General features: G+C 45.8%; 21 protein-coding genes and 1 pseudogene. 16 read left to right on the forward strand and 6 right to left on the reverse strand.

Annotated features, from left to right (window positions below; translation table 11 throughout):
• Positions 1 to 50 precede the first annotated feature (50 nt).
• From BM358_RS23245 to BM358_RS23280, 8 genes are all read left to right on the forward strand, one after another.
• Positions 51 to 1,397, forward strand: coding sequence for a phosphoribosyltransferase family protein (locus BM358_RS23245; protein WP_028542073.1), 1,347 nt, complete (start codon positions 51 to 53; stop codon positions 1,395 to 1,397).
• Positions 1,394 to 2,545 (forward strand): cysteine protease StiP family protein, encoded by a 1,152-nt coding sequence (locus BM358_RS23250; protein ID WP_023987199.1) that lies wholly within the window; start codon positions 1,394 to 1,396, stop codon positions 2,543 to 2,545. Before BM358_RS23245 ends, BM358_RS23250 begins: the two co-directional genes overlap by 4 nt.
• Positions 2,542 to 3,378, forward strand: a complete 837-nt coding sequence (locus tag BM358_RS23255) for an HAD family hydrolase (protein ID WP_023987200.1) — start codon at positions 2,542 to 2,544, stop codon at positions 3,376 to 3,378. Before BM358_RS23250 ends, BM358_RS23255 begins: the two co-directional genes overlap by 4 nt.
• Positions 3,379 to 3,395: 17 nt before the next feature.
• Positions 3,396 to 4,427: an ATP-grasp domain-containing protein gene (locus BM358_RS23260; protein ID WP_023987201.1), complete on the forward strand. Its 1,032-nt coding sequence runs from the start codon at positions 3,396 to 3,398 to the stop codon at positions 4,425 to 4,427.
• Between the two features lie 58 nt (positions 4,428 to 4,485).
• Positions 4,486 to 5,166 carry a hypothetical protein gene (locus BM358_RS23265; protein WP_028542074.1) on the forward strand — a complete coding sequence of 227 codons (681 nt, stop codon included), beginning with the start codon at positions 4,486 to 4,488 and terminating at the stop codon, positions 5,164 to 5,166.
• 98 nt (positions 5,167 to 5,264) lie between these two features.
• Complete coding sequence (locus BM358_RS23270) at positions 5,265 to 6,365, forward strand: toxic anion resistance protein (protein WP_023987203.1); 1,101 nt, start codon at positions 5,265 to 5,267, stop codon at positions 6,363 to 6,365.
• A gap of 336 nt (positions 6,366 to 6,701) precedes the next feature.
• On the forward strand, positions 6,702 to 7,247 hold the full coding sequence (locus BM358_RS23275) for a hypothetical protein (protein WP_023987205.1): 546 nt from the start codon (positions 6,702 to 6,704) through the stop codon (positions 7,245 to 7,247).
• Between the two features lie 42 nt (positions 7,248 to 7,289).
• Positions 7,290 to 7,967 carry a vWA domain-containing protein gene (locus tag BM358_RS23280; RefSeq protein ID WP_028542075.1) on the forward strand — a complete coding sequence of 226 codons (678 nt, stop codon included), beginning with the start codon at positions 7,290 to 7,292 and terminating at the stop codon, positions 7,965 to 7,967.
• Positions 7,968 to 8,218: 251 nt separating this feature from the next.
• Here the strand turns inward: BM358_RS23280 and BM358_RS23285 are convergent, their stop codons facing one another.
• The 4 genes from BM358_RS23285 to BM358_RS23300 all read right to left on the reverse strand — a co-directional run bounded on the left by BM358_RS23285 (position 8,219) and on the right by BM358_RS23300 (position 12,316).
• Positions 8,219 to 8,599 carry a DUF3899 domain-containing protein gene (locus BM358_RS23285; RefSeq protein ID WP_028542076.1) on the reverse strand — a complete coding sequence of 127 codons (381 nt, stop codon included), beginning with the start codon at positions 8,597 to 8,599 and terminating at the stop codon, positions 8,219 to 8,221.
• The gene (locus tag BM358_RS23290) at positions 8,599 to 10,242 is read right to left on the reverse strand and encodes a peptide ABC transporter substrate-binding protein (RefSeq protein WP_028542077.1); all 1,644 of its coding nucleotides are present in this window, start codon (positions 10,240 to 10,242) and stop codon (positions 8,599 to 8,601) included. The genes BM358_RS23285 and BM358_RS23290 overlap by 1 nt, the downstream gene beginning before the upstream one ends.
• Positions 10,243 to 10,437: 195 nt before the next feature.
• Positions 10,438 to 11,388 (reverse strand): ABC transporter permease, encoded by a 951-nt coding sequence (locus tag BM358_RS23295; RefSeq protein ID WP_023987209.1) that lies wholly within the window; start codon positions 11,386 to 11,388, stop codon positions 10,438 to 10,440.
• Position 11,389: 1 nt separating this feature from the next.
• Positions 11,390 to 12,316 carry an ABC transporter permease gene (locus BM358_RS23300; RefSeq protein WP_023987210.1) on the reverse strand — a complete coding sequence of 309 codons (927 nt, stop codon included), beginning with the start codon at positions 12,314 to 12,316 and terminating at the stop codon, positions 11,390 to 11,392.
• A 318-nt stretch (positions 12,317 to 12,634) separates the two neighbouring features.
• Here BM358_RS23300 and BM358_RS23305 point away from each other — a divergent pair, with 318 nt between their 5' ends.
• From BM358_RS23305 to BM358_RS23325, 5 genes are all read left to right on the forward strand, one after another.
• Complete coding sequence (locus BM358_RS23305; protein WP_028542078.1) at positions 12,635 to 13,402, forward strand: amino acid ABC transporter substrate-binding protein; 768 nt, start codon at positions 12,635 to 12,637, stop codon at positions 13,400 to 13,402.
• Between the two features lie 40 nt (positions 13,403 to 13,442).
• Positions 13,443 to 14,102, forward strand: coding sequence for an amino acid ABC transporter permease (locus tag BM358_RS23310; protein WP_023987212.1), 660 nt, complete (start codon positions 13,443 to 13,445; stop codon positions 14,100 to 14,102).
• Positions 14,103 to 14,117: 15 nt separating this feature from the next.
• On the forward strand, positions 14,118 to 14,870 hold the full coding sequence (locus BM358_RS23315; protein WP_028542079.1) for an amino acid ABC transporter ATP-binding protein: 753 nt from the start codon (positions 14,118 to 14,120) through the stop codon (positions 14,868 to 14,870).
• 466 nt (positions 14,871 to 15,336) lie between these two features.
• Complete coding sequence (locus BM358_RS23320) at positions 15,337 to 15,942, forward strand: VC0807 family protein (protein ID WP_028542080.1); 606 nt, start codon at positions 15,337 to 15,339, stop codon at positions 15,940 to 15,942.
• A gap of 6 nt (positions 15,943 to 15,948) precedes the next feature.
• Positions 15,949 to 16,557 (forward strand): TetR/AcrR family transcriptional regulator, encoded by a 609-nt coding sequence (locus BM358_RS23325; RefSeq protein WP_028542081.1) that lies wholly within the window; start codon positions 15,949 to 15,951, stop codon positions 16,555 to 16,557.
• Positions 16,558 to 16,799: 242 nt separating this feature from the next.
• Here BM358_RS23325 and BM358_RS27015 read toward each other — a convergent pair whose 3' ends face one another.
• The gene (locus BM358_RS27015) at positions 16,800 to 16,970 is read right to left on the reverse strand and encodes a DUF6809 family protein (protein ID WP_231517221.1); all 171 of its coding nucleotides are present in this window, start codon (positions 16,968 to 16,970) and stop codon (positions 16,800 to 16,802) included.
• Between the two features lie 485 nt (positions 16,971 to 17,455).
• Between BM358_RS27015 and BM358_RS23335 the strand changes: the two genes are divergently transcribed.
• Both BM358_RS23335 and BM358_RS23340 read left to right on the forward strand, forming a co-directional pair.
• Positions 17,456 to 18,094, forward strand: coding sequence for a glycoside hydrolase family 11 protein (locus BM358_RS23335; RefSeq protein ID WP_028542082.1), 639 nt, complete (start codon positions 17,456 to 17,458; stop codon positions 18,092 to 18,094).
• A gap of 288 nt (positions 18,095 to 18,382) precedes the next feature.
• Positions 18,383 to 18,851, forward strand: a pseudogene (locus BM358_RS23340) (formylglycine-generating enzyme family protein).
• A gap of 113 nt (positions 18,852 to 18,964) precedes the next feature.
• On the opposite strand, the gene BM358_RS23345 reads toward BM358_RS23340, so the two are convergent.
• Positions 18,965 to 20,317 (reverse strand): MATE family efflux transporter, encoded by a 1,353-nt coding sequence (locus BM358_RS23345; protein ID WP_028542084.1) that lies wholly within the window; start codon positions 20,315 to 20,317, stop codon positions 18,965 to 18,967.
• 138 nt (positions 20,318 to 20,455) lie between these two features.
• On the opposite strand from BM358_RS23345, the gene BM358_RS23350 reads away from it, so the two are divergent.
• Positions 20,456 to 21,142 (forward strand): TetR/AcrR family transcriptional regulator, encoded by a 687-nt coding sequence (locus BM358_RS23350; protein ID WP_028542085.1) that lies wholly within the window; start codon positions 20,456 to 20,458, stop codon positions 21,140 to 21,142.
• Positions 21,143 to 21,757: the final 615 nt, after the last annotated feature.

Below are 21,757 nucleotides of genomic sequence, written 5' to 3' on the forward strand. Positions count from 1 at the left end.
TTACGGAGACGCATAATCCATTCCGCCTTCCTGTGGACAAGCTGTTTGCGATGGCGGCACGGGTCAATAAAAAGCGTTCGTTTTTGTTTGTCAGCAAGGTGCTGGGCAAGCATATTCCGGTAAACCCATACACTTCTCTGCTCAGTGGTGCGGCGCTGGCGATTCTACTATATAAGGAGCTTGTCCCGCAGGCAGGACAACAAATGGATGAACTGATTGGAGAGGCCGTGAGAGGACTTCTTGACCCGGACTATGCGAAAGAGGCCTACCGAAAGCTGATGGATGAACGTCTAGCTTTTGCTTTTACGGAGCCGATCAAGTTTGTTGGTTTTGCCGAGACGGCTACAGCATTGGGACACAGCATGTATCGGTTGTTTGACGACGGAGCCTCGTATATTCATACGACGCGCGAGGATATTCCGGGCCTTCGGCCTATTATTCGGTTTGAAGAAGAGCATTCGCACGCTGTTGACCATCGTTGCTATGCACTGGATGAAGATGCTTTTGCGGGAGATGGCCCGATTGTGCTGGTAGATGATGAAATTACGACGGGAAAAACAACGCTTAATATCATACGGGATATTCAGGAGCATTTTCCGCGTAAGCAGTATGTGATTGCTTCATTATTGGATTGGCGGACAGACAGCGATGAGCAGGCTTTCACTGATCTGGAGGCAGAGCTAGGCATTACGATTACGCCTTTAAGCTTGCTCAAAGGAAAGATTGAGGTACAGGGAGTACCCATATTGGATCACGCAGAATATGCTGCACAGGTTGGGCACCCAGAACATGCAGCCACTAGCATGGCAGAGGTTAATAAAGACGCTTCTGGGATAATTGACCACCGTTTTGAAAAGGATACTTCCGGTTTTGAGCGGGTAGTACACAGTTCCATGTCAACGGACGGATACGCCAATACAGCTCCTTATCTAAAATATACAGGCCGTTTTGGTCTACAATCCGCTGACAATTCAGCGTTGGATGCAGAAATCACGCGTACAGCTGAACGACTGAACCAACTTCGTTCTGGGCAACGCACGCTGGTTATGGGCACAGGCGAATTCATGTACATTCCAATGCGGATTGCAGCAGAGTTAGGTCTGAATGTGTATTTTCAATCGACGACACGCAGCCCGGTGTATCCCCATCGCGAAGAAGGGTATGGAGTCGCCTGTGGCGTGACATATCCATCACCTGAAGACAGTACGATACGCAATTTTATTTATAATGTAGACCCCGGTCAGTATGACGAAATATTCGTTTTGATGGAAAGGGAGTCGGACCCAGAGCGGATGAACCCCATGCTGGAGGCTTTGACCCGTCTGGGCTGCGATAAAGTGCATGTCGTTTATTTTAACGGTTTAACTAGTCAGGAGAGTAAAGGAGCGCGGATATGAAGCAAGCACTCATGGAGCAAATACAGCAGAAGAACATTCATCCGCCCGAACCGCTGGGCAGTTATCCTGCCTCGGATGTCACTTTTTTATTGAAGGATTTGAGCCGGGTTACGTTGGAAAAAGGGACGGAGGATCGTGAAGAGGCGATTCAGTCGGGAGTCCATTATTCAGAAATGCTGCCAGTGGAATACGAGCCCACAGCAGAGTATATTGCACTGTTTCACGAAACGCTTGCCCAATCTGCCAAAAAGGTTGCATTAGCGGCAGCTTCTGTGGCTGAGATGATTGTGAGAAAAAGAGGCCTGAACACGGCGATTGTTTCTCTTGCCAGAGCAGGGACGCCCATTGGTATCCTGATCAAGCGTTATATTGACTGGAAGTATGGCGTATCCTTGCCGCATTACAGCATTTCTATTATTCGTGGCAAAGGCATTGACCGGAATGCGATTTTATACATTTTACAGCAGCATGGACTGGAGATTGAACTTCAGTTTGTCGATGGCTGGACGGGGAAAGGGGCGATTCGCCAGGTATTGATTGAGGCCTGTCGTGAGATGAACGCGGATTACGGGTTGCGTCTAAATGATGATCTGGCGGTGCTGGCCGATCCGGGCAGATGTTCAGAAACCTTTGGTACACGAGAAGATTATTTGATTCCAAGTGCTTGTCTGAATTCGACTGTATCAGGTTTGATGAGTCGGACGGTATTACGCGACGATCTCATAGGCCCTGACGATTTCCATGGGGCCAAATTTTATGAATCCTGGCGGTCAGTGGATCAGTCCAATACGTTTGTGGATACGGTATCCGGGTACTTTCAAGACGTGGCTGAAACGGCCGTTGCATACGCTGAACAAATGACATTGAATCCGCCTGCGGTGACATGGCAGGGCTTACGGGATATTGAGGCGATTCAGCAGGCATTTGGTATTCGGGATATCAATTTGGTCAAGCCCGGAGTGGGGGAGACGACTCGTGTACTGCTGCGCAGAGTGCCGTGGAAAATTCTGATTGACCGCGAAGATAATCCGAATCTTCAGCATATTATGCTGCTGGCAAAGGATCGTGGAGTGCCTGTAGAGGTATTTGAAGGATTGACTTATTCCTGCTGCGGAATTATCAAGCCGCTCAAGGGGGGACAAGAATGATCTACGCAAGTGATCTGGATCAGACACTGATTTACTCCAAACGTTCGCTTGGCGTACCGCTGGAATCCCCTGGTCTGTTGCCTGCGGAACAGATAGACGGGGCGACGTCGGCTTTTATTTCTGAACAAGCCCTGCAATTGCTAAAGACACTGCCTGAAGATGTGATGTTTATGCCCGTGACGACTCGGACGATAGAACAGTATAGACGAATCACTGTGTTTCAGACGGAGTTGGTTCCCGCATATGCCGTGACGAGTAATGGTGGAAACATCATCGTCGGAGGCGAGGTGGATCGAGAGTGGAATCGGCGTATTCATGAACAAGTACGCCGTGATGGTGCTCATGCGGAAGAAGCACGTCAGGTGTTCGGACAGGTGCTGGATGAAGACTGGGTCGTAAACGAACGCTTTTGCGACGAGTTATTTTATGCTTTCATGATTGAACGGGATCGTATGCCGCTGGAACAGGTGCTGGAGAAGGCGCGAATCATGCGTGAAATGGGCTGGGAGGTATCCATTCAAGGTCGTAAGATATATCTGGTGCCTGCGGCGGTGAATAAACAGGCAGCCGTGGAGCATATCCGTAATCTCACGAATGGAGGGGCTGTGGTTGCGTCCGGTGACTCTTTGCTGGACCGATGTCTGCTGGACTATGCTGATTATGCGATTGCTCCCCGTCATGGTGAATTGTATCGGGAACAGCTGCGGGATAAGCTGGAGGTCAATTACCGTTTTACAGAAGTGTCGGGGGTGTATGCAGCGGACGAAATCATGGCGTATGTTCATGCAATACACCGGAGTGTGTTCGCAGCTCAAACTTCATTTTCAGAATAGATAGGGGACGTGGCTCTGTGAAGAAGGTTAAGGTGTATTTTAATCGCTGGTTTTCAGTGGCGTATCATTATATGAATGCTATTCGTAACAATGAGGACGGTATTCCGTTCGAGATCTATGCGACACACTCAGATCCGCAGCACATGGCGCTACAGGCCAGTGATGTGGCTGAAGTAGAGCCTCGCACCAGTGGTGTGGAGTACGCACAATTTTGCGCTGATTTTTGCAAGCGGCACGGAATTGATGTCTTTATCCCACGGTGGAATATGCTCGATATTAGCAAGCATCTTTATTTGTTCGATGATATTGGGACAAAAGTGATGGTATGCCAAGATACCGAACTGCTGGAGCAACTGATGGAAAAGGATTTGTTTTATGAATCCATTCGTCAAAAGGAAATTGTCACGATTCCCGATTATGCCATTGCCAGCAATGCCGAGCAGTTTAAACAGGCATATGAGTCGTTAATAGCACGTGGGCATAAGGTATGCTTCAAGCCATGTAATGCAGAAGGCGGAATGGGCTTTCGTATCATCGACAATGAACGTAATCCGCTGGAGGAACTGTTCGGCCATGCGCTGAATCATATTTCGTTCGAGGAAGCACACCGCGTATTGTCATCCACAGAATCATTTCCCAATCTGATGGTGATGGAGCTGCTGGAGGGATACGAATACAGTATTGACTGCCTGGCTGACCGGAACGGAAAGCTGCTAGCGGCAGTTCCGCGTAGGAAGGCAGGAGGACGATTACGGCTGCTGGAGCAGCATCCCCAGCTGTTGGAGGTGGCACAGAAGGTCGCTGAGGCGTATCACATTCCGTACAATTATAACATTCAGGTAAAATATAACGGCGAGCATGCCAAGCTGCTAGAGATCAATCCGCGGATGTCCGGAGGACTTCATGTATCATGTTTGTCTGGTATCAATTTTCCTTATCTAGCGGTGAAATCGGCTTTGGGTCATGAGATCGGTTCACTTCATCCGCAATACGACATTTTAGCCAGTCATATCGAGCAGCCAATCACCATACGTAAATCCGTACATTGACACACACAAATATTGTTTTCTACAATATGGTAAGGGTTTACGTCAGGAGGTACAAGCTATGACGTCAAAAATGTGGGGTGCCACGATTGCTGTGGTTAGCTACCTGATTGCGCTTTTACTAAGTTTTTGGTTGCCACTGTTTGTGTGTTTGGCGATTCCGATCATTGGTTTGGGAGGATACAGCGCCATCATGGCTATTCGCCATCCTCGCCCCAATCTGACCGGTTCCGTGATTCCGGTGGTGCAGGAGCAGGTCGCTGAGACACATCAGCATGAAAAGGAAGCTGCCGTTCGACCGGAGTCTATGACAGGACAAGTACGTCAATCAGTTCAGGTGAGCAGTGAATTTGCTCAGGTGATGGAGTATTTGGAGGTACTGGAGGATATGGTGATCTCCGAGGGACAGAAGGATGCGCTTGATAACGAGATTGTCGAGAAGGCGCTGGCTCTATTTGCACGTTTGCAGCGGGTCATTCCACTTTTGCATGAACTGAACAACAGCGAAGTGAATCATACGGTTCGGAGATTGATTTTGAAGGATTTGAACGGACTGATTAATCCGTTTCTTCGGCTCAGCGGCGATGCGAAGCGGACTAACCGGAGGACGTTATTAAACGGATTACGGGATGTGGACAGCAAAATATCGGTAATTGTATCTACGGTGGAGCATAAGGATCTGTTGGAATTACAGAGCAAAGCGGAGCTTATTCACCAGCGATATAGCAGTTCCGAATTGTAGGCGATTTTTTGGGAAAATAAAAAAAGTAGCAGTATAGCTGCTCTGAATAACAACGATTAGACTTGGGTAACAGTTGTTTTCAGAATAGGAGGTAGCGTATGGCGACCCCATGGGCTGAATTGAAAAAAGAAGATGAACAAAAGGTGACTGAGGAGGCTTCACAGCTGATTCAGAAGGTATCACAAAGCGATGTCATGAGCCTGGATACCTTAATGGATGATATCGGTAAGCTGGGGGTTAAAACGCAGGAACGTGCGGGGCAAACCCTTAAAATGCTGGATCGTCCGGTAAACGACCTCATGTCCGGTGATCGGGCTGAGGTATCCAATATGATCTTAAAGCTGCGTGATGAATGCGAAACGCTCCAGCAGAGCAAAAATGTGAGCTTTTTTGGCAAGCTTCTGCGTAAAAGCCCGTTAAAGAACTACATTTACAAGTATCAGTCGGTGAAGACGAACATCGAGAAAATCATTACTGCCTTGAGAGATGGTAAGGATAATCTGGAAGAAAACATCGTCAGCATGAGACAGTTGAAGAAGGCTTCCATTGAAGAAATCTACAATTTACAGACGAAGATTGCCTTTGGTAATCGCTTGAAAGAACTGTTTGAGACCGAGATTGCCAAGCCGGAAAACGAAAACCGTAAGCCACATCTGGAGCGGGGATTGCGCAAGGTGGTTACTCGTACACAGTCGATGACAGAAATGATTTTGTTATACAATCAGGCGATTGCAGCAACAGATATTATTAATGATAACAATGATAAACTGATTGATTCTGTAAATAATGCGATTGATAAAACATCGAATCTGATCACTGTATCGGCTATGATCGCGATGGCGCTGGCGGATCAGGATAAAATCATTTCAGCCGTCGATGCGACCAACCGTACGATTGAAGATCAATTCAAGGAAAATGCAAAGCTTCTCAAAACGACGACCGAGAGAACGACAGATCTGCTTAGCAAGCCTTCTATGTCACTGGAGGCTGTGAATCAGGCGATTGGTGATTTGGTATCTGCTTTGGATCTGTCTGAAAAATCGAATCGCCAAATTATTGAAAGCTGCCATGATTACACAAGTAAAATGACAGCAATCAATGCCAACCTTAGCCAACGCTTGGGGATCGAAGGGAAAGAACCATCCAAAACACTGAAGGATAGCAATTCTTCTGAGGGTTTAAGCTCGTTTTTGAACTGATGACAATGTAGAATAATAGACCCAATCTATTAAAAGACGCCGGATGACTCCGAAAGGCGTCTTTTTTGGTTTGGCAGCAGCTAATAAAGGACATGATGAACATACATAGCATTCTCGTGCATAAACTTTTAAAAAGCGAATGACAAAAAGGAGAGAGCGAGCGTATGATGTCCTTTATTTTAGGGTGTGTGATTGTCTATTTACTCGTGGCTGTCAGCAGCGAAAAAGCAGATTCAATTGTGGAGTTAAATGATTCTGTGAAATAAAATTTTTTATTGAAAATCATGCATTTTCTGATAGGATAGAGTTAAATATTGGAATCCCAAAGGAGAATGCATGCTGGAATTTTCATTTGAAATCATCGATGAATCGAAAATCAACATTGTATATCAGTATGGAAGCAGCAACTTTAATTTTAATTTATTTTTTAACTACGGTGTGTGGACGCTGCATCCTTTTGACGGGATTCTGCTGCAAAACAAGGAAATGTGCCGTCTGATCGTTACGGATCTGTTTAAGAACAAAGATTTTCATGTCATGCTGGCGCGCGAAAATATTTTATTGTCAACCCTGCGTACCTCTATTGATCTCAATCCCGAAACTCGGGGAGAGCGATATCAGGAACAGGAGTTTGATGAGCTGTCTGATTTTGCTGAGACACACAGCTTTGAAGAGGTACTGCAAATCGAGCAGGATTCCGTCCGCGAACGTATGGATTTCTTCCAAAACATCATTCAAAAAATGTATATGGAAGGATTCGGTCCGGAAGACAATGATTTTAACAAGGTACAAGCTATTCTTCGCATTTATAAGGCTGCACATGACCAACTCGGAGAATTGAGCGACTTTCCCCTGAGAGGCGACGAACGACGCAGATGGTAGAGTAGGCGTACAAACGCAAACATCATAGAGGAGCGTGGGGACATGAGCGGTATTTCTTTACTTAAAAAGAATGCGCAACTGGTGCTGACTAAAAAGAATCTATCAAATGTGACTGCGAGAGTTGGATTGGTGCTCGATATTTCAGGATCTATGAGAAGTTTGTACAAAAATGGTACCGTTCAAAAGGTGTTGGAACGAATTGTTGCAGTAGCGAGTTCTTTGGATGATGATGGTGTACTAGACGTATGGGTGTATGATCACCGTTTTTCACGTTTGCCGTCCGTTACCGAAAATGACGTTGACAACTATGTTGAAAGACATATTCTGTCCAATGATTATTTGCCCAAGTTCGGTCGCAATGATGAGCCGCCTGTGATGCGCGATGTCATCGCCAAATACACCAAGGAAGAACCCTCTTCTGATCCGGCCTTTGTTATTTTTATTAATGATGGCGGTGTGAAGCGTGGAAAAGGAGATAATATCGATAACGCAGTCATTGATTCGTCAGGAGAGCCGATTTTCTGGCAATTTATCGGTGTGGGTGAGTCCGATTTTGGCGTATTAAAGAAGCTGGACAACATAGAAGGCCGTGTGGTAGATAACGCTAACTTCTTTCAAATTCAAGATATCGAATCTATGGAAGACAATGAATTGTACGAACTATTGCTTAACGAGTTCCCGTTATGGCTGCAAGAAGCCAAGGAAAAGCATATTTATTAAGGCTACTAAGTATTGTAGTATGAGCCCTTTTCAAAGTTTAATATAAAAAATGCAAAAAGAGAGAGTTCCGCTAGCAAACGCTTTGCGAAACTCTCTCTTTTCATTTTCACACCTCTAAAACGTATGGAAGCTCTACGGCGGTTGCCAGCTGAGCGGGCAGAATTGTTCTGAAGAAGCGTAGCGTTCGCGATCGGAAGAACAATCTGCACGCGCAGCGCCCACCAACACCGAGAAAGCTTTCATACACCTAACTAGCTTATCCCCATTAATATCATCGAGCAAAGTATAAGCCCTGTCCCGCACCCCGAAGTGTATACCTTGAGATGGCGGAACATGGATGTTTTCCAGGCTGACAGAGATTCATCGGAACGCAAACGCTCATTTTCCTCTCGTAATGCCTTGGATTGACGAATGAACAACTGTCTGATGTCGGCAAATCCCCGCAGGAAGAGGGTTAGAAAACCGCTTTGCAGAACGTGGAAGATTGCACCGATCACCAAGCCCAGCAACCCCAACAGGAATAGCAGATTTGCAGTAGCCATGTTTTCACGACCATACAAGAGATGGGGTGTGGCGTACAGAATTCCTAAAGTACCGACAATCAGGGCAGAGATCCCGAAACGTAAAATCATTATTTTTCGACCCGTTTCGCAAAGCGCAGGTCTGGGTTCGAACGAGCATCAAATACGATACCTTGAATCTTAGGACTGATTAATGCCGTGTCCGCAGAGAACTGGATCGGAATAATCGGCAGATCTTCCATCAATACGTCTTCTGCCTGATGGAGCTGTTCAAAGCGTTTTGCCGGATCAAGCTCAAAGGTTGAGGATTCGATCAGTTTGTCATACTCCGGGTTGCTCCAGTTGGTAAAGTTGTTCGAATTTTTGGAAGTATAATGCCCCAATACGCCGAGTGGATCCAGGAAGTTTCCTTCCCAGCCCATACGGGCGATCTGGAAGTTCTTCTGTTTAAAGGTATCAATGTACGTTTTCCATTCCTGATTCTCCAGCGTCACTTCAACACCCAGGTTTGTTTTCAGCATTTCCTGAATCGCTTCAGCTACTTTTTTATGCTTGTCCGAAGTGTTGTATTTGAAGGTGATCGGTGGCAGCTTGGTCAAACCTTCTTCTTTCAGACCTTCGGCCAGCGATTGTTTCGCTTTTGCAGCGTCAAACTCATAGTATTTTTTCGGTGCTTCATCACGGAAGTCTTTGCCGGATGGCGTTGTTGTTCCGTATGGAACATAGCCGTAAGCCGGAGTTTCGCCACCTTTGGTTACGCTGGTAGCCAGTGCTTCGCGGTCAATCGCGTAGGCGATGGCCTGTCTGATTTTTTTATTGTCAAACGGCTTTTGTTTTACGTTAAAAGAATAGGTGTACACACTGAAAGATGGATGCGACAGGAATTCCTTGTTGCTCTTTTCCTGATCCAGTGTATCCACGGGAAGGCTCAAAATCAGATCCAGATCGCCCGTTTTATACATTTGATAATAAGTTGTGGAGTCTTGAACCATTTTAAAATTAATCGTTGCCATCGTAATGGCATCTTTGTTCCAGAATTGATCGTTTTTAGCCAGCGTAATTTGCTCGTTATGTTTCCATTCCTTGGCTACATACGCACCGTTGCCGACAATTGTGCCCGCTTCTGCTGCCCATTTGTCATTTTTCTCAACAACCGATTGGTTTACTGGCAGATAGGCATGACCCACTGCGATCGTTGGGAAGAAGCTCAGCGGCGATTTCAGCTCAACTACAAGAGTTTTATCATCTTTGGCTGTAACTCCCACGTCTTCAATTTTACCTTTGCCTGTGTTGTACGCTTCGGCACCTTTGATGTAGTAGAGGGCAGAAGGATCGTAGGCAGCTGTTTTCGGATTCAGTACCCGTTTCCAGGAGTATTCAAAATCCTTAGCTGTCAGTGGGTCACCATTCGACCATTTTGCACCATCACGGATAGTAAAGGTGTAGGTTTTGCCGTCAGGAGATACATCTACTTTGCTGGCAGCGCCTTCTACGATTTTACCGGCCTTATCGTATGTATACAGCCCTTCATACAAGTTATCAATCACAAAGTAGGACGTTGTATCTGATGCGAAAGCAGGGTCTAGCGTATAAGGCTCCCCACCTGCCAGATTGGCAGTAATTTCTTGCGGGATATCTGCTTGAGGCGCAGCGGACGGGTCGTTGCTTGCTGTTTTGTCCGAAGTACCAGAGCATCCAGCCAAAGCCGTTACGGCCAAAAGTAAGATGATCGTCATCCAATGCATTTTTTTCATCGTGGTTTTCCTCCATTACTGTGATTAGTTATGCCAAAAATAAGGTATACGTACCGGGATTTATTCATCCTCCTTTCCCGCAGGTATGCCGCGTGTGCGCACTTCGATAAAGGAACTGCCGTTTTTCCTGCGGTTAGGCGAGAAGCTGCGGATCATGGTGACACCCCTCCTTGTCCAATTTGGATTTCTCTGTTGTTAATGTTGTGAGCGCGGGTCAAGTGCATCCTGAAGCCCGTCTCCAAGTGTATTGAACGCCAGCATGGTGAGCGATATCATCAGCCCGGGGAAGAATAGGCGCCACCATTGACCGCTTAAAATAACGCCAAGTGAATCGTTAGCCATCGTCCCCCAGCTGGCCGAAGGAGACTGAATCCCCAGACCGAGAAAGCTCAGGAACGATTCGGCAAAAATAGCCGACGGAATAGTGAACGTCAAATTTACAATAATGATTGCCGCTGCGTTCGGTAGCAAATGTCTGAAGATAATACGCGAATGAGATGTCCCCAAGCTACGGGCTGCTAACACATATTCCTGCTGCTTCAGCTGTAAGATTTGCCCACGCACTACACGGGCCATACCGACCCAGCCAGTAATAGATAATGCAATAATCATCGTGAGTAGGCCTGGCTTCATAATGACGAGCAGCAGAATGATGACCAGCAGATAAGGAATACTATACAAAATTTCAATAATACGCATGAGAATGCTGTCGATCCGGTCGCCCGTTTTACCGTGCCCAGCACAATAGCCAGCAACACAGCCGACGAGAATGCCAAGCACCAAATCAATGGCGGCAGCGGCAAAGCCGATCATGAGTGAAATTCTAGCCCCGGCCCATGTCCGTGCCCATACGTCCCTCCCCAGATCATCCGTGCCAAACCAGTGCTCTCCCGAAGGAGAAAGATTCGTCTTCAAAAGGGATTGATCACTGGGTGCATAAGGAACCATGGAAGGTCCAATAATCGCCAGCACAATAATAATGATAAGTAGGGAAAGCCCCAACAGAGCAAGCTTGTTGTTAAAAAGTCTGCGTAGCCGATCCCGCCAGGGTGATTCTTTGGGTCTGGTCAACGTGGGGGTGGGGATCTGGCTACGGTCTACAAGACTAAACAGGCTGTCCTTTTCGACAGTAGGTGCTGCTTTCATGTTAATCTCCTTTGCTGTCTAATTTGATTCGCGGATCGACAAGGCGATAGGATATATCAATTAAAAATAAAGTAACGACCAGAATGGCACTATAGAAAATGGTCGTCCCCATAATCACTGGATAATCCCGGTTAAAGATACTGTCTACGAAGTATTTACCGATGCCGGGAATGGCGAATATTTTTTCAACGACAAAGGTACCTGTAATAACGGAAGCGAATAACGGTCCGATAAAGGACAGCACCGGAATCAACGCGTTGCGTAATCCGTGACGAATGACTACTGCCCAAGAGGACAACCCTTTTGCTTTGGCAGTGCGTATGTACTCCTCATGCATAACTTCCAGCATACTCGTCCGCATAAAGCGGGCGATAACGGCAAGCGGTGAAACAGCGAGAGCCAGCGACGGAAGCACCGTATGCTGCCAGGTTCCCCATGAGGCGACCGGAAGCAGGTGCCATTGGACGGCAACATACTTGATTAACAGCGGTGCCAATATGAAGCTGGGTACGGAAATACCAACAATGGCGATAAACATCGAGATATAATCCAGTGGTCGATTATGGTGTAGAGCAGCCAGCGTTCCGAGCGAAATACCGGCAATAATCGCGACCACGATGGATTGAATACCCAGCAATGCAGAAGGTGGAAAACCTCGGGCGATAAGCATATTGACGTCCGTCGTTTTCGATTGAATAGACGGGCCCATATCCAGCACTAGCAGATTTTTTAGATACAGCACATACTGCACAGCGAGCGGCTTGTCCAGATTGTACCTGGCACGCATGTTTTGCAATACCGCTTCCGGAATCGTTTTGGAATCGTTCGAGAATGGATCACCCGGAATGATGTGCATGATGATAAACGTTAAAGTGACGATAATCCACAACGTTATGAACATCGTAAAAAGACGCTTTAAAATGTACATGGGGCTTTATTTCTCCTGTCTATCAAGCTGATTTACATACTATTGCTGCTGAAATTTTAAAATAAATAAAAGTATATAAGAATACTAGGAAATAATAAGACGGTTTAGGTGACATGTCAAGGTAAGGTTTTACATTATAGAACACAGGTCAAATTTTCGTCACAGGTTTTCCATTTATATGAGGCTAAGATTCCGCTCATTCCTCTCGACGAGTATCCTGCGGTGTGTTATGATGATACTCTGATAACGTGTTAACGAACTAAAGCGTTTGCCACCTGTTCTTGGATACGGGGGTCACCATTGTTGGAGGGGAATAAGATGAGAAAAGCAGCCATGTTTACGATGTTAATTGGATTGATGATGATCGTGTTGGCCGGATGTTCCGGCGGTAAGGATGACAGTAAATTGATTATTGGAATTGATGATAAATTCGCCCCGATGGGCTTTAGAGATGAAAATAACGAGCTGACCGGCTTTGATATTGATTATGCAAAAGCGGCCGGGGAACAAATGGGTAAACAGGTGGAATTTCAGCCGATTGACTGGTCTGCCAAAGAATCCGAGCTGAACAGCGGACGTATTGATCTCATTTGGAATGGATACACCATTACGGATGAGCGTAAGGAAAAAGTGCTGTTCACGAAGCCATATCTGAAAAACAGTCAGGTGATTGTCATTCCGGCTACTTCCAGTCTTTCCAAGCTGGCTGATCTGACGGGCAAAACGGTCGGACTCCAGACGCTGTCTTCAGCAGCCGATGCATTGGATGCAAATCCGATCAAAAGTAAATTGAAGCAAGTGTCCGAGTTCCCGGATAATGTTCTCGCTTTGACAGACTTGAAAACCGGACGTCTGGATGCGGTTGTCATTGATGAAGTTGTTGCCAAGTATTATATGTCGAAGGAACAAGGGACGTATAAGCTGCTTGATGAATCTTTGGCCCCTGAGGAATACGGCATCGGCGTGAAAAAAGGAAATGAAGAGCTGTTGACGCAGCTGCAATCCGCTTTGGATGAGCTGCACAAGAACGGAAAAGCTGCTGAAATTTCGAAAAAGTGGTTTGGTGAAGATAAAGTATTAAATTAATACGTAGTGTATTGAACTAAGGGTTTAGGAGTCGAAGGTCATGAGTATGGAATACATTTTACGAATTATGAAGCCTATGCTTGAAGGGGCACAGATGACGGTTATTTTATTTTTCATCACGCTCATCTTGTCTATTCCATTGGGTTTTATCGTTACGTTGCTGGCCAAAAGCCGGATTAAGCCAATCGCCTGGCTGATGCATACGTACATTTATGTTATACGCGGTACGCCGCTATTGCTGCAATTATTGTTCTTTTGTTTTGGTCTTCCGATGTTGCCTGTCATTGGGGAGTATCTAGTATTAGACCGGACAACGGCTGCGGTACTGGCATTTGTACTGAATTATGCAGCTTATTTTGCAGAAATTTTTAGAGGCGGGATGTTGTCGATTGATAAAGGGCAATACGAGGCTTCACAAGTGCTGGGCTTGAGCAAGTCGCAGACGCTGATTAGAGTCATTGTGCCGCAAATGGTACGGATTGCTTTGCCTGCGGTAACCAATGAGGCGACAACACTGGTAAAAGATACGGCACTACTGTATGCAGTAGCGGTACCGGAACTGCTGCATTTTGCCAATACGGCTGTAAACCGTGATTTCTCGATTGTACCTTATGTTGTAGCGGCGGTTATTTATTTGTTGTTAGCTTTGGTGCTGACGCTATTCTTTAGGGCGCTGGAAAAACGTTTTAAATTCGAGTAAAAGGAATGTCGAGATATGAATACTAATGCAATAGAAGTTACCGATTTGAAAAAATCGTTCGGCAAGCTCGACGTTCTGAAAAGAGTGAGCTTTAACGTTAAAGCGGGCGAGGTTGTAGCCGTCATCGGTCCTTCAGGTTCAGGAAAAAGTACCATGCTCCGTAGTTTGGTGCACCTGGAAGATGTGACGGGCGGGACGATCCGCATTCATGATAAAGCACTGGTGGAAAACGGTCAGTACGCTCCGGCAGGTGATATTAAGGGCATTACTACCGGTATGGGCATGGTGTTTCAGCATTTTAATCTGTTCCCTCACTTGACGGTGCAGGATAATCTGGAGCTGGCTCCGAAGCTGGTGAAAAAGGTGAGCAAGGCTGAACTGCGTCGCCAAAGCGCTGAGTTGCTGGCTAAAGTCGGATTGGCAGATAAAGCAGATGCGTATCCATCCCGACTGTCGGGAGGACAGAAGCAGCGTGTGGCGATTGCCCGGGCAATGATGATGAACCCTGATATTTTACTGTTCGACGAGCCGACCTCGGCCCTTGATCCCGAGCTGACGGGTGAGGTGCTGCGGGTTATCAAAAAGCTGGCTGAGGAACATATGACGATGGTCATCGTGACCCACGAGATGAACTTTGCGAGAGATGTGGCGGATCGTGTCATTTTTATGGATAATGGAGAAATTGCAGAATCCGGTACACCAGAGCAGATTTTCAACAATCCGCAGTTGGAACGGACGAAGGTGTTTTTGAATCGGGTGGGGGATTAAAAATATAGTTGCTTGTTGGGTGTGTGTCGGGGAGGCGCTGGGGGTGTAGATTGTTCTTCCGATCGCTGTTATCCCCGGATTTTTTCATTGGAATAGAAATTTAAAGGTGAAAATCCGGGGATAAAGGCGAACGCTCCGCTTCTTCAGAACAATTCTGCCGCTCCGCTCACTGACCATCTGGCAAGCAATATGTTTTTAAGCAAGTAATGTGGAGTTAGAATAAGAGAGGGAGATGGCCAGTGCCATCTCCCTTTTTGTAGTTGCAGGGATGTGAACTGTGTAACCACATTTGGGCAATATGTAGATTTAAGCGCGTGTACAGCTAACTTAGTGAGGGGGAGAAATCCTTAACTGGTATATAGGATAGAGATTAATATTTTTTAATCTTTACACACCTACCGAAGGTATGTAAAATAAAAGATACCTACCGAAGGTAGGTTTTAAATGATGAGAGGATGAGTCGATCATGAATAAATCTCGCAACGAAATCATCTTTACGTTAATCATCAACCTCGTATTGCCTTATTTGGCTTATCGTCTATTAATTCCACACACAAGCAGTCTGATAGCTCTGTCCATCGCTGCACTTGTACCGCTATGCGACTCGATCTACAGCCTTATACGGACCCGTAAAGCAGATGCTTTCTCCGGATTCATTTTTCTCGGCCTAATTCTTAGTGTTGTTGCTGTTCTCTTGGGCGGTGATGAACGCTTCATTTTGCTGCGGGAGTCTTATGTGACTGGTATTATGGGGGTGGTGTTTCTAGGTTCGCTGTTTTTTAGCAGACCATTAATTTATTATTTTGCCGAAAGATTCACAGGCCATAATCCACAGATGAACGATAAATGGGAGAAACTTCCGCGCTATCGCTTTAATTTCCGCCTGATAACGGCGGTGTGGGGACTCAGCCTGTTGCTGGAAGCCTTCATCAAAGTTGTGCTGGTATATTCGCTGTCGATACCGACCTTTCTGGTCGTATCGCCGTTCTTCACCTACGGGCTTATTGGTTTGACGATCTGGTGGAATATAGGTTTCATTAAACGAATAAAAAGACAGACAAACGGGAGGTAAAAGATTATGCAAGACAAAGCAATGAACGACAGTCTAAAAAAGCTGCTTGAGATTGCCGAAGAGATGATTATGGAGAAAGGCTGTCGGGCGACGACACTACAGGATATTGCGGATCGCAGCGGACTGACTAAAGGAGCCATTTACCATTATGTCAAAAGCAAAGATGAATTGTTCGGTATGATTCTAGAGGCGGGAATGGCGAAAACCAATCAGCGCTTTTTTGAATCTGTCGCCCGGACTCCCGCAGGACCAGAAGGAATCAAGTCCCCGCTTAACACCTTAACTGAACGGCTTCGTAACATTGGTAGTGGGGACAGCGCTGCCAGCCTGATTTTTATTTATCTACTCAGCCAACAGGATAAGCCCGCCGTGGCTGGCATTCTGAAACGTTATCATGAAGCATCTATCCTCACTGCCAAAACGTGGATCGAAGTCGGACAGCAGAATGGAGCTATCCCTGTTTCAATCGATGCGGACAGGACAGCTCGGATGTTCACCGTGTTCAAGAACGGGCTGCAAGTTCAGCATAACATAGTGACCGATGGCGATAAAATCAACGAACTGGAAATTTATGAGTTCTTGATGAATGCGCTGGGGGGCGCAGGCAGAGGCTAGGGAGCCCCTCCATTCGTTTTGTTATCCCCGGATTTTACCTTTAAGTTTATATTCTACTGAGGAGAAATCTAGGGATAACAGCGATCGGAAGAACAATCTGCATGTACCACCATAACTCCTCCATTATCTATCTATTACGTCAACAATTTCTTTGTCCCCGTTAAATACTTCAATCATCGTTAATGCCCCCGTCCGATACCCGTGAATGAATGCTGCTGCGGAGTGCAGGGAAGTTGACTCGCTTATAAATCAAACATGACTTCAATTGACTCAAACTCGACTGCTGGTAATTTGCTTTTCAACATCTCCATGAGATCACTAATTTTTTGATTCACTTTTTGAGATTCAGGGTCGGTTGAATGTATCTGTTCACTGGGACGCCATTTCCCATAGTACATATCCTCCAAAATCATTTTTATCATACCTCCTTATGAAAAGTTAAGTGTTTGTCCTCACGTGAATCGGGGATTCCTTTATGCGCTGCTAATCAACCAAGCACATTTTACAGCATGCGATGGATGTATATTGATATTTATGCGTTATTTGCATAAAGTTTTTATAAGTTGAGTTGAAAATGTACCTGAGGCGCCACTACGCGTTTAAGTGGTGCTTTCCCTCGCTGTAATGCTGGAATTATTCGTTGAATCGTCCCATCATAACCGTATTGTGGAGCTTACTTTCCTCGACAGCTTCTATAAATTTTAAAGAAAGCTAAACATAATAGAGTTAAAGCTTTAATTTGCTAGGTTTTTATGCAAACGCTATCATTCTATAATTTACTCAGAAAGGAGGTAAAAGTAAAAAAACGGGATATGACACGGATAAGCAATGTACTGCAAAGAGAACCAACTAACAAGCAGGTGTATGGGACAAACACAAAAATTTTAGGAGGGAAAGTATGTTTAAGTTTAGTAAGAAAATGATGACGGTAGTTCTTGCAGCTTCCATGAGTTTTGGGTTGTTTGCAACAACCTCAAGTGCAGCGACAGACTATTGGCAAAATTGGACCGATGGCGGTGGGACGGTCAATGCTGTTAATGGATCAGGCGGTAATTACAGCGTAACATGGAAGGATACCGGGAATTTTGTTGTCGGCAAAGGCTGGACTACTGGATCGCCAAACAGAACGATTAACTACAATGCCGGTGTCTGGGCGCCGTCCGGTAATGGATATTTGGCTCTCTACGGGTGGACGAGAAACTCACTCATCGAATATTACGTCGTTGATAGCTGGGGGACTTATCGACCTACCGGAACGTATAAAGGTACGGTGACCAGTGATGGGGGCACATATGACATCTACACAACAATGCGATACGACGCACCTTCCATTGAAGGCCAAAAAACGACGTTTATTCAGTACTGGAGTGTTCGACAGTCGAAGAGACCGACCGGGGGCAACTCCACGATCACTTTCAGCAACCACGTGAAAGCATGGGCGAGCAAAGGAATGAATCTGGGGAATAGCTGGTCTTACCAGGTGTTAGCAACAGAGGGGTATCAGAGTAGTGGGAGCTCTGACGTAACGGTGTGGTAACCACTCAACTGCAAGCTGTTCAACGAACAGGCGCCTGTTGGGACTGTCTCACAGGATAAGCGGGTTTTGAGAGCTGTTTGATAGATAGGGTTTAAATGAATCGATCATAGAGGAAACATCAATCCCTAAACACTGGAGGCAAACGGAAGGACGTTCCCCTTCAGTTCTATCATTAACCCGGATACGTCAAAGGTCGTCTCCCATCAGACAAAACGACCTTTGACATTGCCCGGAAGCGAGTTGCAGGCCATCACGGCCTACTATTTTTCGCTTAAAGGAGATATATCAATGAGAAAGCTATTAATGTTTCTTTTAATAGCAACAATGGTTGTGATCAGCGCTTGTTCGCAAGATAAGCCTGAAAAAAAGGATAACCTTGTATTGGTGGAAGGTGGGACTTTTCAGAACAACAAGTCCAACAACTCTGGAAAAAGCGTGACCCTAGCGAACTTTTATATCGGCAAATATGAGGTAACTCAAAAAGAGTGGGTTGAAGTCATGGGAAGTAATCCCTCGGTATTTGTAGGCGACAATATGCGGGTAGAAATGGTGAGTTGGTATGACATTGTGGAGTACTGTTAAGGGAATGGTGTTGGGAGTGGTAAGGAGATTGGATAGCCAAAGCGGTTCCTACCGGGTTGTGAAGGGCGGCGGTTGGATCGGCAACGTCAGCAACAACGAGATATCTTTCCGAGGCGAGTTCGATGCGAATGGCTTTGGTCCCGATCAAGGGTTTCGTATAGCTCGTAGAGAATAGTCGGAACAAGGCACAACAAATGAAGGTTAAACTAACGGGCAGTAGTTCTACCCCACCGAGAAGACAGGGTTGGGGAGTGTCCTTATCCTGCCTTCTTGGGTGTTATATGTTTTCTACTGTACTAACTTATCCAATTCTGGCTGCAATTTGTTCCGCAAAACATACACCATGATGGCACCAACAAGGAATGCGACCGCATCCGCAATGACAAGCGACCAGACCACCCCGTGGAATCCGTTCATTCGATTAGCAATATACAACACAGGAATCAGAGTAACTCCTTGAATAACTGACATAATAAACGCGGCAGTTCCTTGCGCTGAAGCTTGGAAGATCCCGGTAAACAATGTGGTCATTCCTGTAATGAACAAGGATAGGAACGTCACATGTAAAATGTAGCTGCCCATTCCAATTAATTGCAAGTCATTTGTAAATAAACCAATTAAGTGGTCGGAAATCAAATAGACGATGATGCCGAATACGACTGCTAACGCCACAATGACTTTGATCGTAAATCCAATGGTATGCTTCATGCGTAATTTATTCGCTGTGAAAGAGAAGGCAATCAACGGCACGACTCCCTCGCATAAGCCCATCAGAATAAACTCAGGAAATTGCAATAAACGTGATGAAATTCCGTAAGCCGCTACGGCCTGATCCCCATATTCGACAAGAAAATGGTTAAAGATGAGCGACATTGCACCCAAAAAGATACTCATAATAAAGACGGGAACTCCGATTTTGAATACATTGCTCAGAATGTCCTTGGTAGCCTTGAACCATTTTACGGAGACGGTTAAGAATTGGCTCTTATATCCCATATGGAAGGCGTAGAATGCACTCGCAACCAAGTTAGAAATGACCGTAGCAGACGCAACGCCGATCACGTCCCACTGGAAGACGAAGATGACTAACGCGTCGAGAATAATATTTATAACAACACTGAGAATCATACCGATCATCGACGTGATTGCTGCACCCTCCGAACGCACGATATTCTCCAACGTGAAGAATAATACGACGAATGGTGAGCCAATAAGCATAATCGTGACATAGTCCTTCGTGAATCCAAAGGAGTCAGTTATTGCCCCGAGGCCATGAACGATTGGATCGATCAACGGGAGACCGACCGCCATTACGATAAGACCGAGAACTAAACTGCTGTAAAAGGCGAATGAAGACACATGCTTCACATCGTCATATTTTTTCTCTCCCAGCAAACGGGAGATGAATGTGCCACTACCCATGCCTATCAAGTTGCCTAGCGCCATAATGATCGCGAATAACGGCAAGGTTAGTGCGAGTGCGGTTAACATAGCAGTATTGCCCAGTGTACCAAGGAAATAGGCATTTAAGATGGAATAAATGACACTCATTGACGTGCCTAGCATCATTGGTATAGCGAAGTGAGCTACGGCTTTTGCGACCGGTGCTTTTTCAAAGTAATGGAGGTTTTCTGCATCCATGCGGATCACTACTTTCTTTATTTATTTTGCCTTTCAGTCTAACACTGTTAGTTTGTACCTTACAGTGTTAGATGGTATCATGAACCAATGAACCTGTAAAGCATAAACTTACACTGTTAGATAAAAGGGCGGATGACAATGAAAAAGCAGCAACCTCAGATTTCGGAGGATAAGATTTTGGAAACCTCGTGGGAGCTTCTTGGAGAGGAGGGCATCGAGAAATTAAGCATGAGACGATTGGCCGACAGGTTAGGGATTCAGGCTCCCTCTTTGTACTGGTACTTCAAGAGCAAACAGCATCTCTACCAGCGTCTGGCCAACCAGGTATCGAAAATGATTCTGGAAGAGTTCCACTCCGAGGGGGAATGGAAGGAGCAGCTAACGGGGCTTGCAGTAACGGTACGGAGCGTGCTCAGCCGATATCCTTGCTCCACGCAGCTCATGATGATGACGCTGCCCCACGAACCGGACATCATCCGGTTCACCAACCGTATGCTGCTCTGCGTGGAATCGACGCCGCTTGAGCAAGAGCAGAAAATGCAAGTGGTTACTACGCTTGTGAACTATGTCTTCTATTTCGTTCTAGACGATTATCAGCATGAGCGTAATGTCTCCGCTATCCTCAAGGACCAGGGAGCACTTCCGGGTGAGGAGATGATTCACCTTCTGAATTCCATGAGCGAGACAGAAGTGGGACTATTCCGGAGGATGTTCACGAACGGGCTGTTCGAGCTGATGGGGACCGACGGAGCGTTTGAGTTCGGATTGAAGCTGATTCTGTTGGGGGTGGAGCAGGTGATAAAGGAGCAGGAAAGTAGTATGTAAAAACCGCCCATCCGGTTATTGGATGGGCGGTTTCAATTAGGTTATGTTTACCCTAAATTGTTAGTGAATTTATAATCTTCTGCCTGTCTTTTTTCCTTTGTAAACGTGATTTACTTGTATTAATCATCAAGACAGGAAATATGTATCTTCAACTCAATTACTAAGCATAAAACCAAACGAGTACGTTATTTATACAAGGAACCATAGAATGGCCGGATATGTATAATATCGCCGAGCACTTCAAGCGTGTACCTGCGATTAGGTTTGCCGAAATCAAAGGAGCTGATCATATGCTTGTCCTTACTCATGCGGAAGAACTAGCAACTAGCATCCGACAGTTTTGTCACAGGTGAGAACCATCCGTGAATAGATTGGGTATCTCTTGAATCAAAGTATTATAATGAGGTGATAAGAAGTTTTGAACCTTAAGAGCAACCCGGAAGAAACATCTTGGTGCTTGGAAGCGGCGGATGAGTGAAAAGCGTTTGTTTACAGATAACATCAACACGATGTCTCTTAAGCATGTCTATACCAAGACCTTACATTCGGAGCAGTTGAATTGACGTACCGCCCATCAAAAGAAGATTAACGCTTTTCACCAAAAATCAGGAAGTG

This window comes from Paenibacillus sp. cl130, from assembly GCF_900116035.1.
In the GTDB taxonomy this organism is placed as follows: Bacteria; Bacillota; Bacilli; order Paenibacillales; family Paenibacillaceae; genus Paenibacillus; species Paenibacillus polymyxa_B.

What these genes read in the sequence shown, in the direction of transcription:
- BM358_RS23245 (WP_028542073.1), top strand. Translation starts at nt 51, where the DNA reads ATGGCGGCACGGGTCAATAAAAAGCGTTCGTTTTTGTTTGTCAGCAAG.
- BM358_RS23250 (WP_023987199.1), top strand. Translation starts at nt 1,394, where the DNA reads ATGAAGCAAGCACTCATGGAGCAAATACAGCAGAAGAACATTCATCCG.
- BM358_RS23255 (WP_023987200.1), top strand. Translation starts at nt 2,542, where the DNA reads ATGATCTACGCAAGTGATCTGGATCAGACACTGATTTACTCCAAACGT.
- BM358_RS23265 (WP_028542074.1), top strand. Translation starts at nt 4,486, where the DNA reads ATGACGTCAAAAATGTGGGGTGCCACGATTGCTGTGGTTAGCTACCTG.
- BM358_RS23270 (WP_023987203.1), top strand. Translation starts at nt 5,265, where the DNA reads ATGGCGACCCCATGGGCTGAATTGAAAAAAGAAGATGAACAAAAGGTG.
- BM358_RS23275 (WP_023987205.1), top strand. Translation starts at nt 6,702, where the DNA reads ATGCTGGAATTTTCATTTGAAATCATCGATGAATCGAAAATCAACATT.
- BM358_RS23280 (WP_028542075.1), top strand. Translation starts at nt 7,290, where the DNA reads ATGAGCGGTATTTCTTTACTTAAAAAGAATGCGCAACTGGTGCTGACT.
- BM358_RS23285 (WP_028542076.1), bottom strand. Translation starts at nt 8,599, where the DNA reads ATGATTTTACGTTTCGGGATCTCTGCCCTGATTGTCGGTACTTTAGGA.
- BM358_RS23290 (WP_028542077.1), bottom strand. Translation starts at nt 10,242, where the DNA reads ATGAAAAAAATGCATTGGATGACGATCATCTTACTTTTGGCCGTAACG.
- BM358_RS23295 (WP_023987209.1), bottom strand. Translation starts at nt 11,388, where the DNA reads ATGAAAGCAGCACCTACTGTCGAAAAGGACAGCCTGTTTAGTCTTGTA.
- BM358_RS23300 (WP_023987210.1), bottom strand. Translation starts at nt 12,316, where the DNA reads ATGTACATTTTAAAGCGTCTTTTTACGATGTTCATAACGTTGTGGATT.
- BM358_RS23305 (WP_028542078.1), top strand. Translation starts at nt 12,635, where the DNA reads ATGAGAAAAGCAGCCATGTTTACGATGTTAATTGGATTGATGATGATC.
- BM358_RS23310 (WP_023987212.1), top strand. Translation starts at nt 13,443, where the DNA reads ATGAGTATGGAATACATTTTACGAATTATGAAGCCTATGCTTGAAGGG.
- BM358_RS23315 (WP_028542079.1), top strand. Translation starts at nt 14,118, where the DNA reads ATGAATACTAATGCAATAGAAGTTACCGATTTGAAAAAATCGTTCGGC.
- BM358_RS23320 (WP_028542080.1), top strand. Translation starts at nt 15,337, where the DNA reads ATGAATAAATCTCGCAACGAAATCATCTTTACGTTAATCATCAACCTC.
- BM358_RS23325 (WP_028542081.1), top strand. Translation starts at nt 15,949, where the DNA reads ATGCAAGACAAAGCAATGAACGACAGTCTAAAAAAGCTGCTTGAGATT.
- BM358_RS27015 (WP_231517221.1), bottom strand. Translation starts at nt 16,970, where the DNA reads ATGATTTTGGAGGATATGTACTATGGGAAATGGCGTCCCAGTGAACAG.
- BM358_RS23335 (WP_028542082.1), top strand. Translation starts at nt 17,456, where the DNA reads ATGTTTAAGTTTAGTAAGAAAATGATGACGGTAGTTCTTGCAGCTTCC.
- BM358_RS23345 (WP_028542084.1), bottom strand. Translation starts at nt 20,317, where the DNA reads ATGGATGCAGAAAACCTCCATTACTTTGAAAAAGCACCGGTCGCAAAA.
- BM358_RS23350 (WP_028542085.1), top strand. Translation starts at nt 20,456, where the DNA reads ATGAAAAAGCAGCAACCTCAGATTTCGGAGGATAAGATTTTGGAAACC.